Origin of the sequence: Paenibacillus sp. BC26, from assembly GCF_900116125.1 — a bacterium.
Lineage (GTDB): Bacteria > Bacillota > Bacilli > Paenibacillales > Paenibacillaceae > Paenibacillus_Z > Paenibacillus_Z lignilyticus.
In genome coordinates this window covers 65957-81529 of the sequence record NZ_FPAD01000005.1, presented here as the reverse complement: position 1 = coordinate 81529, position 15573 = coordinate 65957, and the positions used below count along the sequence as shown (strand labels likewise).

The 15573-nt window shown below is 50.6% G+C and carries 15 protein-coding genes and 1 pseudogene; 7 read left to right on the top strand and 9 right to left on the bottom strand.

The genetic code is table 11. The features are described 5' to 3' along the window. Window positions 1-25 precede the first annotated feature (25 nt). Both BM412_RS32950 and katG read right to left on the bottom strand, forming a co-directional pair. Window positions 26-241, bottom strand: a pseudogene (locus BM412_RS32950) (hypothetical protein); the annotation flags it as partial. Window positions 242-1037: 796 nt separating this feature from the next. Further along, entirely contained in the window at window positions 1038-3215 is a 2178-nt protein-coding gene (gene katG / locus BM412_RS26530; RefSeq protein ID WP_091224725.1) for a catalase/peroxidase HPI, read from the bottom strand. Between the two features lie 315 nt (window positions 3216-3530). Between katG and BM412_RS26525 the strand changes: the two genes are divergently transcribed. From BM412_RS26525 to BM412_RS26500, 6 genes are all read left to right on the top strand, one after another. Then, on the top strand, window positions 3531-3884 hold the full coding sequence (locus BM412_RS26525) for a DoxX family protein (RefSeq protein ID WP_091224724.1): 354 nt from the start codon (window positions 3531-3533) through the stop codon (window positions 3882-3884). 176 nt (window positions 3885-4060) lie between these two features. After that, window positions 4061-5125 (top strand): zinc-binding dehydrogenase, encoded by a 1065-nt coding sequence (locus tag BM412_RS26520; RefSeq protein ID WP_091224723.1) that lies wholly within the window; start codon window positions 4061-4063, stop codon window positions 5123-5125. A 24-nt stretch (window positions 5126-5149) separates the two neighbouring features. Beyond that, entirely contained in the window at window positions 5150-5989 is an 840-nt protein-coding gene (locus BM412_RS26515; RefSeq protein WP_091224722.1) for an AraC family transcriptional regulator, read from the top strand. 48 nt (window positions 5990-6037) lie between these two features. Then, the gene (locus BM412_RS26510; RefSeq protein ID WP_091224721.1) at window positions 6038-6808 is read left to right on the top strand and encodes a TIM barrel protein; all 771 of its coding nucleotides are present in this window, start codon (window positions 6038-6040) and stop codon (window positions 6806-6808) included. A gap of 135 nt (window positions 6809-6943) precedes the next feature. Further along, window positions 6944-7237: a Dabb family protein gene (locus BM412_RS26505; protein ID WP_091224720.1), complete on the top strand. Its 294-nt coding sequence runs from the start codon at window positions 6944-6946 to the stop codon at window positions 7235-7237. Between the two features lie 167 nt (window positions 7238-7404). After that, window positions 7405-8034: an HD domain-containing protein gene (locus tag BM412_RS26500; protein ID WP_091224719.1), complete on the top strand. Its 630-nt coding sequence runs from the start codon at window positions 7405-7407 to the stop codon at window positions 8032-8034. Between the two features lie 456 nt (window positions 8035-8490). Here BM412_RS26500 and BM412_RS26490 read toward each other — a convergent pair whose 3' ends face one another. The 4 genes from BM412_RS26490 to BM412_RS26475 all read right to left on the bottom strand — a co-directional run bounded on the left by BM412_RS26490 (window position 8491) and on the right by BM412_RS26475 (window position 11558). Further along, window positions 8491-8847 carry a VOC family protein gene (locus tag BM412_RS26490; protein WP_091224717.1) on the bottom strand — a complete coding sequence of 119 codons (357 nt, stop codon included), beginning with the start codon at window positions 8845-8847 and terminating at the stop codon, window positions 8491-8493. Window positions 8848-8907: 60 nt separating this feature from the next. Further along, window positions 8908-9378 carry a phage tail protein gene (locus BM412_RS26485; protein ID WP_091225062.1) on the bottom strand — a complete coding sequence of 157 codons (471 nt, stop codon included), beginning with the start codon at window positions 9376-9378 and terminating at the stop codon, window positions 8908-8910. Window positions 9379-9502: 124 nt separating this feature from the next. Further along, window positions 9503-10813, bottom strand: a complete 1311-nt coding sequence (locus tag BM412_RS26480; protein ID WP_091224716.1) for an ankyrin repeat domain-containing protein — start codon at window positions 10811-10813, stop codon at window positions 9503-9505. A gap of 49 nt (window positions 10814-10862) precedes the next feature. Further along, on the bottom strand, window positions 10863-11558 hold the full coding sequence (locus BM412_RS26475; protein ID WP_091224715.1) for a TetR/AcrR family transcriptional regulator: 696 nt from the start codon (window positions 11556-11558) through the stop codon (window positions 10863-10865). A gap of 141 nt (window positions 11559-11699) precedes the next feature. Between BM412_RS26475 and BM412_RS26470 the strand changes: the two genes are divergently transcribed. Next, window positions 11700-13052 (top strand): MATE family efflux transporter, encoded by a 1353-nt coding sequence (locus tag BM412_RS26470; protein ID WP_091224714.1) that lies wholly within the window; start codon window positions 11700-11702, stop codon window positions 13050-13052. Between the two features lie 74 nt (window positions 13053-13126). Here BM412_RS26470 and BM412_RS26465 read toward each other — a convergent pair whose 3' ends face one another. The 3 genes from BM412_RS26465 to BM412_RS26455 all read right to left on the bottom strand — a co-directional run bounded on the left by BM412_RS26465 (window position 13127) and on the right by BM412_RS26455 (window position 15546). Then, window positions 13127-13588, bottom strand: coding sequence for a phage tail protein (locus BM412_RS26465; protein WP_091224713.1), 462 nt, complete (start codon window positions 13586-13588; stop codon window positions 13127-13129). Window positions 13589-13609: 21 nt separating this feature from the next. Further along, window positions 13610-14032 (bottom strand): DoxX family protein, encoded by a 423-nt coding sequence (locus tag BM412_RS26460; RefSeq protein WP_091224712.1) that lies wholly within the window; start codon window positions 14030-14032, stop codon window positions 13610-13612. Between the two features lie 176 nt (window positions 14033-14208). Beyond that, on the bottom strand, window positions 14209-15546 hold the full coding sequence (locus BM412_RS26455) for an aminoglycoside phosphotransferase family protein (RefSeq protein ID WP_091224711.1): 1338 nt from the start codon (window positions 15544-15546) through the stop codon (window positions 14209-14211). Window positions 15547-15573 lie beyond the last annotated feature (27 nt).

Genomic DNA, 15573 nt, shown 5'->3' with positions numbered 1-15573 from the left:
CGGCAACCGTAATTTGGTTCACCATGCCTTTGGCTCTGGGGTCGAGCTGCTCGTTTTGGGTTAACAGTGCCGAATAGCCATTCACAACCGTCAGAGGATTGCCGATTTCATGAATTAATCCGGACGTGTTGATTTCAATTTGCTCTTCCTTGGCTTTGCGTTTCAAGATTTGCGTTGTTTCTCTTATGATCTTTGTGCTTAGCCGAACAAAAATAAAGAAAATGAAGATGGAGAAAAACATGACGGCAATTTGACTCGAATAAATGAAAGTCCCCGCCTTCAGGTTGAGCACGCCAATCATATAGGTAAATAAGAACGTCAGACTAAACGAAGTCAGAAAGCTTCTTAAATAGTTATCCGATATTTTTCGGCTTGAAAGGAGCGTTAATACAATACTGACAATTAATAGTTTGATATGGTTTACAAACATGGCCCCCCATTCCCCGTATACGGGATAGAGGATGGCTGTCGTACCGCCGGGAATGGTTTTCAAGCCCGTTACGCCATAGGTAGTCCAATTGACTGCGTAAATGAACAAGGACCACGCACCGTAGATGCCTAACGTGTACTTATTGATGATCCAGTTCATCCACTTGACGTTCTCGTTGATTTGATACTTTAGCGTGACATAGCCCACATATAGGAAGGCCACCGGAAGCATAATGGAGCCGATCCGCAGCAGCTTAAAGAGAACCAATATAACGGCCTGGTCCAGTATATCGAGGCTGTATAACACGCTGACGTCCAATTGCCACAAACACATAAAAACCATAAACACTAACATCGCGTTCGTTAGTTTGGTTTTAAACAACATTTTACAGGCGATTCCTAAAAATAACGGCACTAAAGACATCGCTGCCATGACGAGCCTACTTTCGAAGCCTGAAGCTGATGATGGAATTGCGATCTAAGTTATTGACATAATATCATATTAATCGAACAACCGAACAAAAAATAAGAGCGCCCCCTAAATAGGGACGCGCTCTTTACTTTCTATGAATGAAAATCAATAAGTGCATGGTCTGCTGCTGTATCGATTAGGCAAGGTCATAACGATCTGCATTCATTACTTTCACCCATGCCGCGATGAAGTCACGCACAAATTTCTCTTGGTTATCGTCTTGTGCATAGACCTCTGCAACGGCACGCAGCACGGAGTTCGAGCCGAACACGAGGTCAACGACGGTCGCGGTACGTACGACTTCTCCCGTCTTCCGGTCACGTCCTTCGTATACGACGGAATTAATGGGCTTCCATTGCAAGCCCATATCCAGCAGGTTAACAAAGAAATCATTCGTGAGTATACCTTCGCGATCGGTGAATACGCCATGTTTGGTTTGACCGAAGTTAGTGCCCAGCACGCGCATGCCGCCTACAAGCACCGTCAATTCCGGTGCAGAGAGGTTCAGCAGATGTGCCTTATCCACGAGAAGCTCAGCCGGGCTGACGCTGTACTGCTTCTTCTGATAGTTGCGGAACCCGTCGGCTGCCGGCTCCAGCACGGCGAAGCTCTCTACATCCGTTTGCTCTTGCGTGGCATCGCCGCGTCCGGAGGCGAAAGGCACCGTAACCTCGAAGCCTGCATCGCGGGCAGCTTTCTCTACTGCAGCGCTGCCGCCAAGTACGATCAAGTCGGCCAGGCTTACATGCTTATCCAAGCCGTTCTGAATGGCTTCGAGTGTAGAAATCACCTTCGCGAGCTGCTCCGGCTGATTCACTTCCCAATCCTTCTGCGGAGCAAGACGGACTCGGGAACCATTCGCGCCGCCGCGCATATCGGAGCCGCGGAATGTACTAGCCGAAGCCCAAGCGGTTGTAACCAGCTCGCCGACTGTCAGTCCGGCGCTTAGAATCTTCGACTTCAGATCTTCTACTTCCGCGTCAGTTAGCTCGGATTCGGCTGCTGCCGGTATAGGATCTTGCCAGATCAGCACTTCTTCCGGCACTTCCGGCCCCAGATATCTTGCACGTGGGCCCATGTCACGATGCGTAAGTTTAAACCATGCACGAGCAAAGGCATCCGCGAACTCTTCCGAATTCTCATAGTAACGGCGAGAAATTTTCTCGTAAGCCGGGTCCGCACGAAGTGCCATGTCCGCTGTGGTCATAATCGTCGGAACACGAACGGACGGATCTTCCGCGTCCGGTGCCAGATGCTCCTCCGCAGGATCAATAGGCGTCCACTGGTTCGCGCCTGCCGGGCTCTTCGTGAGCTTCCATTCATAGCCGAGCAGCAGCTCGAAGAAGCCATTGTCCCACTGCGTAGGGTTCGCAGTCCATGCCCCTTCAATTCCGCTCGTGATGGTGTCGCGCCCTTTGCCGGAGCCATGCGTGCTCAGCCAGCCCAAGCCTTGCGCTTCGATCGAAGCGCCTTCCGGCTCCGCTCCGACAAGCGCGGCATCTCCCGCGCCGTGGGCTTTGCCGAACGTATGCCCGCCCGCCACGAGCGCTACCGTTTCTTCATCGTTCATGCCCATCCGCTTGAACGTTTCGCGAATGTCGCGGGCGCTTGCCAATGGGTCCGGGCTGCCGTTCGGACCTTCCGGATTGACATAAATAAGGCCCATCTGAACAGCGGCCAGCGGATTATCCAGCTCGCGATCGCCTTTATAGCGATTGTCCCCCAGCCATTCCGTTTCAGCACCCCAGTAGATATCCTCTTCCGGATGCCACACGTCCTCGCGGCCGCCGCCGAAACCAAATGTTTTGCCGCCCATGGACTCAATCGCGACATTGCCCGTTAGAATGAACAAGTCCGCCCAAGAAATCTTGTTGCCATACTTCTGTTTAATCGGCCACAGCAGTCGGCGTGCTTTATCCAGGTTGCCATTATCAGGCCAGCTGTTGAGAGGTGCAAAACGCTGCGTACCGGTTCCCGCCCCGCCGCGTCCGTCCCCCGTACGATACGTGCCTGCCGAGTGCCACGCCATACGGATAAAGAATGGACCATAATGACCGTAGTCGGCCGGCCACCACTCTTGACTGGTCGTCATCAGATCACGTAGATCCTGTTTGAGCGCCGGATAGTCGAGCTTGGCGAATTCTTCTGCATAGTTAAACGCTTCGCCCATCGGATTCGTTTTCCGGTCGTGCTGATGAAGAATGTTCAAATTCAGTTGGTTCGGCCACCAGTTTCTATTCGACGTACCACTGGATGCAGGAGTCGTAGCGCTTCCATGATTGAACGGACACTTTCCTGCGTTAGCATTTTCCATATTCAATGTATCACCCCTACAACTAAAATGAGTACTACATAATAATTATTCTAATTATAGTTATAAAACTAATTCCGGCAGAAATCAATTGTTTTTTTAGGCATTTCTTCGCGATAGGACTCTACCTAATTTATATGTCCCATCCCACGACCCTATGTCCACTGCATAAAATACGGACAATCCCGCTTCCCCCCATTACCCGCTTAAGGTAACTTTTAAATAACCAGGTTTACTAAAAGTGCCTACTTCCTCAGTTGCGACACTAGGGGCTATCCTATCTAGTAGTGACTTATGAATTAGGGGGTGGAATCCAGCATGAATATCGCTCTATGGATTATTCAAGGCGCAGCAGCATTGGGGTTTGTTTATTCCGGCTGGTTGAAGGCCGTTCAGTATGAGCAAGCCAAAGCAGCTTGGGGCTGGGTAAAAGATGTCCCGCGATCATTCGTATTCTTGATCGGGATAGCCGAATTAATTGGGGCTGTTGGACTTATACTGCCTCAAGCGACAGACATCGCGCCTGTGTTGACGCCGATTGCCGCCGCCGCGCTGGCCGTGATCGTCCTCTGTGGTGCCCTGTTCCATATCGGAAGGAAGGAATATCGGGAAATCGGCGTAAATGTCGTCTTTATTGCACTGGCTCTGCTTGTAGCGATCGGTCGTTTTTAGCTCCCCCTTCGGGGAGTTTTTTAATTTTCGGAAAACCTGTAAAAGTGATAAGTATCTAGTGGTTTTGGATAACAGCGAATGGATGAACATGCTATATAATTGAGCTGTAAGCGATAACAACCAGATCATGTTCTTATACATAAGTGATTATTATCTAAACATTAGGAGGATGGCATATGCCTAAACAATTGATCGCAGCAGCCCCGCGAAAAGCGGCGATTACGACTTATGAGGACCGTACTGTACTGCCGCATGAAGTGAAAGTGCGCATCGATCACGCTTCGCCGAAGCATGGTACCGATCTTGCGGGCTTCCGCGGAGAAAGCCCGCATACGGCCGATTATTTCGATGATAAAGAAGGCTGGAATCTGTTCTTGCCCAGGGATCCGAAAGACATGGAAACGGACGGCGGATTCGGAAGGTGGAACCTCGGTAACATCTGGGTAGGCGTCATTACGGAAGCAGGCTCCGACGTCACGGAATATAAAGTCGGCGACCGCGTATCTTGCTATGGCGGCATTCGAGAGACGCATATCGTGAACGCGGTTAACAACTATTATTTGAAAAAGCTGCCCGAGGGCATGTCGTGGCAAAATGCGGTGTGCTTCGATCCCGCCCAGTTTGCGCTTGGCGGCATTCGCGACGCCCATGTCAGAGCGGGCGACCGGGTAGCGGTGTTCGGACTCGGCGCGATCGGCCAACTCGCCGCGCAGCTGGCCAAGCTTGCCGGCGCCAGCTGGGTGGCCGTTATTGACCCGATCGCGGGGCGTCGCGAAGTCGCGCTTAAGAACGGCGCGGATGCGGCATTCGATCCCCTTACGGATGACGTGGGCCTCGAGCTCAAGAAAGCGACAGGCAAACTCGGCGTCGATGTGGTCTTGGAGACGAGTGCCAACGAATTCGCGCTTCAGCAAGCGCTCAGAGGGCTTGCTTACGGCGGCACGATCGCTTTCCTCGGCTGGGCGAGAGCGTTCAAGGGCGGGCTCGATTTGGGACGCGAAGCCCATTTCAACAATGCCAAGATCATCTTCTCCCGGGCGTGCAGTGAACCGAATCCGGACTACCCGCGGTGGAGCTGGCGCAGAATCGAAGATGTCTGCTGGGAGATCCTCTCGAGCAGCCGCATCCATTGCGAGAATATCATCTATCCGGTCATACCTTTCGAGGCATCGGCCGATGGCTACGAGAAGTACGTCGATCAGAGTCCGGAGCAAAGCATCAAGCTCGGTGTCACGTTCTAATTCAAACACGAAGGGGGAAGCAGTATGAGTGACCGCTTGAGCCATCTCTTAAGGCATGCCGAGCTGCGAATCGAACAATTCGACGTGCACAGCCGGAACGAGATGAAGACGCTGAACCGTACGCTCCCCTTCTACGTCATGTCTTATTTGAAGTCGGGCAGCGCCAAGCTCAGAATCGATGGCGAAGAGATGGCGCTTGAACCGGGGACAGTCACCCTCATTCCCCCTAACGTGATGCATGATCATTATAAGGACACCGCCGACCAAACCGAGTTTCTTTGGTGGCATTTCACTTTTGAGATCGAAGGCGTTATGGACGTCATGAAGATGTTTCGCATCCCGTTCGTGTTTCAGCTGCAAGATCATGCGTACTTCGAGGATGTGTTCATGGCATTCATGGATTCCGCGGATGCCCGAATTCCCTCCTTGCCGCGCTCCATCTTAACGAGAGCAAAGTCGCTCGAGCTCTTGTACATCATTCTCAACAGCGCACTCAGTCAACAAGATGCCCAGAAGGATGTCGCCAAATCGGATGGTTTCCTTGCTATGCTGACGCGAGTCGTACAATCGCCTGAGGCGCCGATGACGCTGCAGCAGATGGCCGATGAGCTGCATATGCATCCAACGTACGTAAGCAACCGGTTCAAGGAGTTATTCGGCAAGTCCCCGCTCCAGGTTCAACGCGAAATGCGGATCCAGAAGGCGAAGACGCTGCTGGAGACATCCGATCTATCCGTGACGGAAATTTCGCAACGGCTGGGCTATAGCGAATTACAGAACTTTACGAGATTATTCAAGTCTTATGTCGGCATATCGCCTACCCAATTTCGCGTGCTCAATCGCAAATGGCGGGTGTCGAAGTGAAGTAAGGTTACGAATCATGAATGTTCAAGGGGAGCGGATTAGTCAGTCATGAAATATTCATTATGTATCGGAGCTTATCCAGGCAAAGACGCGGTCTACCATCTGGAGAAAATCAAGGAGCATGGCTTTCACGGCCTCGAATATTACGCTTGGTGGGATTTGAAAGACCTGCGTTCTTTCGCCGCGGAGCAAGAGCGGATCGGCGTCGGCATCAGCGCGACTTGCACGAAGTTTATCAGCTTGGTCGACGAATTGCTGCGGGACGCTTATATCGAAGGGGTTAGGCAGACGATCGAAGCCTGCCGGATTTTGAATGTGAAATCGATCATTTCACAAACAGGCAACGAAATGGACGGCATCCCTCGCGAGGTTCAGCGTGCGACGATGGTTGAGACGCTGAAGCGCTGCGCGCCTATGCTTGAGGAGGCCGGAATCGTGCTGGAGCTGGAGCCGCTTAATGGACTCGTCGATCATAAAGGCCATTTCCTGCAGCGTTCGGATGAATCCGTAGATGTCGTCGACCAAGTGGGCAGCCCGAACGTGAAGCTCGTGTTCGATGTCTACCATCAGCAGATTACCGAAGGCAACGTCATCCGCAACGCAACCGGCTACCTCGAGCGGATCAACCACTATCATATCGCGGACAATCCCGGTCGTAAGCAGCCGGGCACGGGCGAGCTGAATTACGTGAACATCCTGAAGGCTATCAAAGATACCGGCTTCTCCGGGTTCGTCGGCCTGGAATGCGGCTACACGATCGATACGGATGCGGCTATTCAACAGTTTAAGGATGAGATTTTGTCGCGGGTAGAAGTGTAAGACAAAAAGGACGGAGCTCATAGAGCTCCGTCCTTTTTAGGCTGCCTAGGATGGATTAATTCTCTTGTTATCCCTTCCGTCCAAATGTAAGATGGACAAGACATCATTATTGCTGCCTTATAGGAGGATAAATTCATGATTCAACGTACGGTGCTTTTGAAATTTGCTGAAACAACAACACATGAACAGCTTCAAGAGGTCGCGAAACGCTTCAAGGCGCTTCAAGACTCCATCTCAGGAATCGTCGAAATTCAGTCGGGACTCAACATAGCTGAGAAAAGCAAAGAGTACCAAGTTGTGCTTATGGTGAAGTTCGAAAATCAAGACGCATTGGATGCGTACGCGATTAACGCCGAGCATCAGGCCGTCGTGTCCTATATTCGGGAAGTCGGCAGATTAGACAGTATCGGTGTGGACATCGTCATTTAAGCAGTAGTGTAATCATTGAGGCCATCCTTTGCCGGATGGCCTTTCTTCATGAACCCCTCGCCCACCGATTGCCAATGTGGAATTAACGATCCGCTAACAATCCGCCTTTATACTGGACCTACGATGGCAGCAAGCCAAACCTTCATCAAAGAAAGGAAGCTGATCGTATGGGGATTCATGCGTATTTCCAATCCTTGACCGACTTGGAGAGAATCATTCGTTGTCCCGGCAAATTCAAATTCCAAGAACATAGCGTTGCTGAGCATTCATGGAAAGTCGTCCAATATGCCAAAACTCTGGCCGATATCGAAGAAAGCCATGGCGTCGCCGTCGATTGGAAGAAGCTCTATGAGATCACAAGCAGCCACGATTATGGTGAAATTTTTATCGGCGATATCAAGACGCCTGTTAAGCACTACTCCATGGAGCTGCGCTCTATGCTGCAGCAAGTTGAAGAAGGTATGGTCGCCCATTTCATCGATGAGCATATTCCCGAAGAGTTTAAGTCGATCTTCCGCAGACAGCTGCGTGAAGGGAAAGATGATTCCGTGGAAGGTCAAATCCTCGAAGTGGCCGATAAAATGGATCAGATCTACGAGGCGTTCGCCGAGCTGCAGAAGGGAAACTCCGAGCAAGAATTCGTCGTCATGTACCGGCATGCGCTCATTAAAATCAAAGGCATTCGGCTGCACTGCGTCGATTACTTCCTGCAGCACATTTTGCCCGACCTCGTAAGTGAAGGAGCTCGCTCACAAATCGACATCGAGCAGATCACGAAGGAAGCCTTGGCTGCTTGATGCCGTTCTCATTCCCGTTAGCATTGCCAGTGGAGCCGTTAATAAATCCGGAAAATTCATAAGGCCATCCCTCCACGGGATGGCCTTATGAGTGTCGAGAAAGCCACGGTTGATACAAAGTCGATTCATGGGTTCCAGCATGACACGAGAGCAAACTTTGTCGCATTCCATCTCTAACGGTTGTGACAGTGGTTATTGCATCAATGTACCCTTTTTATATTCTAACGGTTGCCAGAACGCTTATTTGATCGTTTTCCACTAGAAAATGACCTATATGCTGCAAATAACGTCTGTGGCAACCGTTAGGATTTCACAGAGGCTTATTTTCATCAAATCGCCACGCTGGCAACCGTTAAAAGTTTTGTTCATGAAGTACAAACAAAAAGCGGCCGTCGAGAGTTTCTCGGGCAGCCTGAAGGCCACCCCTTACGGGATGGCCTTCATTGTTGTGTAGACTCAGCTCTCCATGTCGTAGGCTACAGGATGCAGCGGCTGGTAAATCGGAAGATCTGCCCCGCTCGGAAGCTTTATGGAGGCCAGCTTGCCCCAACCTTGATCGCTGATTGGCGCCGAGATCTCCACGCCTTTGGCCGTTAAATCATTTAACGTCTTCTCGATGTCCTCGCACATAAAGTAAAACTCTTGCTTGCTTGGTCCATCTGTCGGATGCACGGCAATTTCAGCAGGGGGAAGTTTAAAAATAAGCCACCCGCCGCCGGCATCAACGCCTGCTAACCCGAGCACGTCTCGAATGAAAACCCGGTCCGCATCCGCGTCCGTGCTATATAGAATAATATGTGCTGCATTGATCATAGGGATAGCTTCACTCTCCTTTCCGTTGAATGGTTCTATTCCGTTAGTATCTACACGTTGCTACACGGCGTATTCGCCTTTAATAACGAAGAACGAGCCCCGAATGGTTCCGGCTAATTTAGACTTCTGCCTGGCAAACTTGAACTTCGGTTCCAGCTCCTTTGGAATTTCCATCCCTTCAGAGAGCTTAAAGCCAACCGCCCGCTTCTTAGGATCATCGACCGTGTACATCACATTGATCGAAAGGCCATCCTCGTAGAACACATAGGTAAATTGAATATTCTCCACTTGAAAACGCGACGTTTCCAACGGCTTGGCAGCAAATTCGATACCCCGTTCTTCCTTCAAAATGCGATGAGCATATTCAAGGCTCTCCTGACTTTCGCTAGCGGGGACAGTCGTAAATACATGCTCGTATTTGTTCATAAAATAACGGGCTTCATTCGCGCGCAAGCCGGCAAGCGTTTCTGCTACCGGCGAGGACTCTAAACCAACGGTAGACACATTTTTAAAATCAACGATGTACGACATTGTCATCCCTCATTCTCTTATTTAATGATCCGTGATCCGCCAAATACGCCTATCCTCCGACTACAACTCTATTATCTCCCAATAGTATAGCAAAAATAATGCTAGAATTAGCCGGTCTCCTTTTTCAACCTTTCTCACCCGGCACTCCGTGCCGAATGAGAACGTCTTTGACCTTCTCGCTGCCCATGGCTTGGTCGGGAAGCTTAACCCCCGCTCCGATAAGGATCTCCGCAGCTAAGGCATAGTCGCCCTCGGGATTTTGAATATGAAGCGAACCCCAGATGCAGCTATTCAATGGCGTCCCGCCGAATTCATTGAGAATGTCGACAGACGCACCTTGGTCGATTAACAGTCGGACAATTTCATCGTTTCCTTGTACCGCAGCTCCATGAAGAGCTGTCATGGAACGGTCATTGCGGCGCGCATCTACGTTAAAGCCGATCTCCAGCATAAGACGTACCGCATCTGTTTTGTCATCCCATGCCGCATCCGCAATGACGCTCCGATCTTCCGGCTTCAGCGTTTGGACGATGTCGGTATGTTCTCTTAACATATCATGGACCGTTTCTGTATCCGCCCGCATACAAGCAAGCAGGAATTTCTGCTCGACTGGACTATACGATAACATCAAATCCGTGATGGCCTCAAGACCCAGACGATCCGCAAGAAAAAGCGGCTTCGCGCCCGAGCCGATCGTGTACTCATAAATATGCCCACCGGCGGCGGTAAGGTCCCCTTTCCCCACCTGGGCTTGCAGCGTATGGGGATCGTCGTTCAAAATTTCGCGGACAAGCTCGGCATCCCCCAGCTTACAGGCCATGAAGAGATCCGCCTTGGCACCGCGCTCGATTAAGTGTCTGCATTTGTCCGGGTTGTTAACCGCATATTGCGCCGGTGTCCCGTTGTGATCCAGATCCCGCTTATCGATTTCCGCCCCGTGATTCAGCAGAAAATCCATGACCTCCGATGAAACGGCGAAATGCAGCGGAACCTGTCCATCCGGCCCGCGCTGATTAACAAGTTCCGGCTCCTTCTCGACCATCGTCTTCAAGTGGTCGAGCATCCCCAAAGCAGCCGCAGCATGCGGATCGACATGAGCTCCCCGCTCAATAAGATAGCGGGACAAGTCGTGATGATCATGATGCAGGACGCCAAATCCTCCCGCCCACCAGCTGCTTTTGACATTGATATCGGCCCCGTACTGCAGCAGCACGTCCACCATTTCACGTCTTCCCCTGCCGGCACTGATCACAATCGCAGGTGCATCAAAAGAAAACCATGGTTCGTCGATCCGCCTCACAAGCGATGGATGGTCGTTCAGCAGCTGCCTTACCGTTTCCGAATTATTGCCCTCTACGGCCTGTTTGAATTGCAAGATGGCCACACTGTCCGGCTCACCCGCCGACCTATTGGAGTTAGGGTTCAATTCCGTCATCGTTGAATCGTTCCTCCTTATTCTGGATCCTGTTTTCACTCATGATCTTCTATTTCGCTTCCTGCTTCTCCTGCTCCTTTATTACCTGTTCAATGCCGAGCAGTATTAGCCTAAGACCGAACTCAAACGCCCCATCGGTTCCCATCACCTGGAACAGCCCGGTCGTGAACATTCTCCGAAACAGCCCCGCTTCCGTTTCGCTCATCGAATCCAGCAGGCGAAGCATCTCTTCACCCGGTTGCGGCGCTCCCTCTTCTTTAAGCATCGCAGTGACATTGCGCTCATGCTGGTAGTTGTCCAGAACGAAGTAGAAGACATAGTTCACAAGCGTATTCACTACTTGCAGTTTCTGCTCTTGATCAAGAGGCGTCGATTCCACGCAAAGCAGCATACGGTTCGTGAACCGGATAATGTCCGGCTCGTGAGGGAGCGTCATCATCATGAGCTGCGTGGAGCAGGGATATCGGCTGAGCACGCTGCGCTGCGTGACCGCAAGTCCTGTCAGCTGCTCCTTCCAGTCCCCCTCCGAGTGGAATTCCTCCAGAATGACTTTAGATACCTGGTTGGCGAGACGCTGATAGAGATTCTGCTTACTCTTGAAGTACCAGTACAGAGAAGGAGCCTGTATCCCCAGCCGATCAGCCAATCGCCTCAGACTGAATTTCTCAATGCCCTCCTCCCCCAGAAGCTCCCATGAGGCTTCCAAAATCTTATCTTCCGAAATCTGCGGCTGCTGCTTTTTCATCGCTATCCGTCCTTTTATCTAACAGTGTAAGTTTATGCTTTACAGGTGTATAGGATCATGATATCATCTAACACTGTAAGGTTCAAACTAACACCGTTAGATTGGCGTCGTCATAAATAATTATAGAAAGAAGTGACTTCTATGGATGCAGAAAACCTCCATTACTTTGAAAAAGCACCGGTCGCCAAAGCCGTCGCCCATTTCGCTGTACCGATGATGCTTGGCATGTCAATGAGCGTCATCTATTCCATCCTGAATGCTCTTTTCCTTGGTACGCTGGACAATACGGCCATGTTAACCGCACTCGCGCTAACGCTGCCGTTATTTGCGGCTATTATGGCGCTAGGTAACTTAATCGGCATCGGCAGCAGTGCATTCATCTCCCGTTTGCTGGGGGACAAACGATATGACGTTGTCAAACATGTGTCCTCATTCGCTTTTTACAGCAGTATAGTGCTCGGTCTGATCATGATGGCCGCTGGTCTACCATTAATCGATACCATTGTTAATGGCCTGGGAGCGACGCCGGACTCCTTTGGCTTCACGAAGGACTATGTCACGGTAATGATTGCCGGTTCCCCGTTCATCGTATTATTCTTCGCGCTGGAGAATATCGTGCGTTCGGAGGGGGCGGCCATCACGTCGATGATCGGTATGATTCTCAGTGTCGCGGTGAATATTATTCTCGATGCGCTGGTTATCTTCGTCTTCCATTGGGATGTGCTCGGTGTTGCTTCTGCGACGGTCATTTCCAACTTGATTGCGAGTGCATTCTATGCCTTCCATATTGGATATAAGAGCCCGTTCCTAACCGTCTCTCTAAAATGGTTCAAAGCGAACAAGGAAATTCTCGGCAATGTATTCAAAATCGGAGTTCCCGTTTTTGTTATGAGTCTCTTCTTGGGTGCGATGTCGCTCATCTTTAACCGTTATCTGGTCGAATACGGGGAGCAAGCCGTCGCGGCGTTCGGGATTTCATCACGCTTATTGCAATTTCCAGAGGTTATTCTGATGGGGTTATGCGAGGGAGTCGTACCGCTCATTGCTTTTTCTTTTACGGCTAATAAATTACGGATGAAGCATACCATCGCCTTCACCATCAAAGCGATTGTAGCGTTGGCAGCCGTATTCGGTGTCATCGTCTATCTGATTTCCGATCACTTGATTGGTTTATTTACGAATGACCCGCAATTAATTGAAATGGGCAGCTACATTTTGCATGTGACGTTCTTATCCTTGTTCATTACGGGAATGACCGCGCTGTTTACGGGGATCTTCCAAGCAACGGCGCAAGGAACCGCGGCCTTTATTATGTCCATCATTCAAGGGATCACGCTGATTCCCGTGTTGTATATCGCTAATCAGATGAACGGCTTCCACGGCGTGGTCTGGTCGCTCGTCATTGCCGACGCGGTCACCTTCCTTGTCGGTGCCACCATGCTGTATATGCTGAGGAACAAATTGCAGCCGGATTTAGAAAGTTTGGTGCAGTAGAACAATGAAAGGCAGGATACGGGAACGTTTGCTCCTGGATCCTGCCTTCTTTCCATGGCCCAAGCCATTGTCCGTCAATACTCCCCTTTGATTACAAAGAACGAACCCCGAATCGTGCCCGCCAGCTTGGATTTCTGTCTGGCAAATTTGAATTTCCCCAGCTCTGCCGGGACCTCCATCCCCTCGGAAAGCTTAAACCCGACGGCCCGCTTCTTAGGATCATCGACCGTGTACAGGACGTTAATGCCAAGTCCATCTTCGTAAAAGACAAAAGCCCACCGAATGTTCTCCACTTGAAAGTACGAGGTTTCCAGTGGTTTCGCGGCAAACACGATATTACGTTCTTCTTTCAATACGCGGTTAACATAATCCAGCGTTTCTTGGCTCTCGCTCGCCGGTACGACCGTAAAATCATGCTTGTATTTGTTCATAAAATAACGGGCTTCATTTGCACGCAGACCGGCAAGCGCTCCCGCTACCGGCGAAGTTTCTAAACCGGCGGTAGACACGTTTTTGAAATCAACAAGATTGGACATTTCCATCTCTCCTCTTCACATTTAAAGTTTACGGCTGTTCGGTCGCAGCGCCCACGAAGCAATATTCAGTGCGGCGTAGGTCAGCGGAAGTATGATGTTAAATCCGTAATCGCCATAATCGTCGGCTAGTGCATGCGAGAATGCCGCACCCGTCATCAGAAAGAATATGCCGGCGTGAGCCCATTCTTTGAGCCGAGGTACGCCCGGAACGACGATCGCCAGGACGCCAAGCAATTTCCAAGTGCCGAGAATGCTCGTAATATATAGCGGAAAATCGATATGGGTAATCAACTCGACATTGCCCCCATATCGCATGAGCTGCCCAATGCCGCTTAATGTAATCGAAAATGCGAGAAGCAAGGTGGCCACCCAATAGGCAATCATTTTCACTCGAGGCTGAGTTCCTGATCTAAAGGCTTCTACTGTTACGGGAATCGCACGCATATCGTTTCCTCCTCCGGGCTCACTGTTTTTATTAATGGCTGTATGACTCGTTCGTAATTAGACACCTTTTAGTGTCATGTTTATTATAGGACACCAAATGGTGTCTAGTCAAGTGATTTTCTCTGCGACAGCCTGAAAAGGCCATCCTTCGCAGGATGGCCTTTGTTAAGAATGTATTACCGTACCTCTTGATCTTGAAGAAATCGCAATGCTTTGCGAAGGTAGAACGGCGGTCCGTCGTCCAGCTCGGCTCGGGACCTAACTTCAGTGTGGTGCAGGATAGACTGGTAGCTGATTGCGTGATGGATGGCATGCATGACCTCGCATAACGACCACAGCTCCTGTAGACGATGCATCGGCTCGAAGCCGCTCCACATTTCCAAATAAACGTCCCTCAGTTGAGCCTGCAGCGTTAAATCGGTTTCGTCATAGATGAGGAACATATCCATGAAGGGATGACCTACGGATGCGTCCGTCCAATCAATGAAACTCAGCCTGCCGTTTGAGCTTGTGACATTCCCCAGGTTAAGGTCGCCGTGCAGCAGCGTCGATGGCACTGCATACTCCGAGAGCTTCTTGTTCATTTCCGCTACCTTGGGCATTTGCTTTCGAAGCTCGCTAATTTCTTCCGGCGTTAACTGGGCTGTCATTAGTTCATCATCCAGAAGCGGAGCAATCAACGGAAGATGTCGATCCGCTCTACGGTCGGCACAACCTATTTCAAGCAACTCATCTACATGGTTAATGGCATCTAGCTGGATCCCCGCGAATATTCGCAGTAACTCGATCTTCTGTCCCATGGATACGCTGTTTCTTATACTGACTCCGCTGTCACTGGATAACATCCATCCGTAATGGGGTTCGGCTGCAAGGACGTCCGGTACGCGTTCCGGGTAAAGCTTGCCCATGAATTGGAGAAATTTAGCTTCATCCACGAACAACGGCTGTTCTGCGTTTACCTTGAAGTAGACATTCCCTTGATTGGTAGGTACCCGGAGGACGCAAGACAGACTCCACCATTTCATGGGCTCGAGCTGCGCAATAACCTCGAGGCCCAACGGGCGGAGAGCTTCTTCGATCCAAGCCGTCGCTTGCGCAAACCATCCGCTGCTCTCCCATGGTCGGCGGAACTTGGGTTGATCCGCTGCCTCCGATTCGGAACAATGATTGTAAATGACCTCGAGATGGTCTAATCGTTTGAATGGCAAATTAGGCAAGTCATCGCTGCTTACCCATCTTCCCGCTTGTGTTAGTTGGTCACTGCCAAGATTGTCTACTAAGAAGATGCCTTCTTTTCGCCCCACTTGCAGATTATCTGAGATCGATATGTATCGATACGCGACCACGGGCTGACCGAACAACCGCGACATCTCTCGTGTAGCCACAGTCGGGGAGATTGGTTCTTCCACTTGCGTACCAGGGAGACACCATTCCTCATTTTCTTTCTGTACAAACACCTTACCCTTGAGGGTCGGATGCGGCAATATGCCATAGATTACCTGTTCATTGTCCATAGAAATCGTAACTCCTTTGGTCTCCCG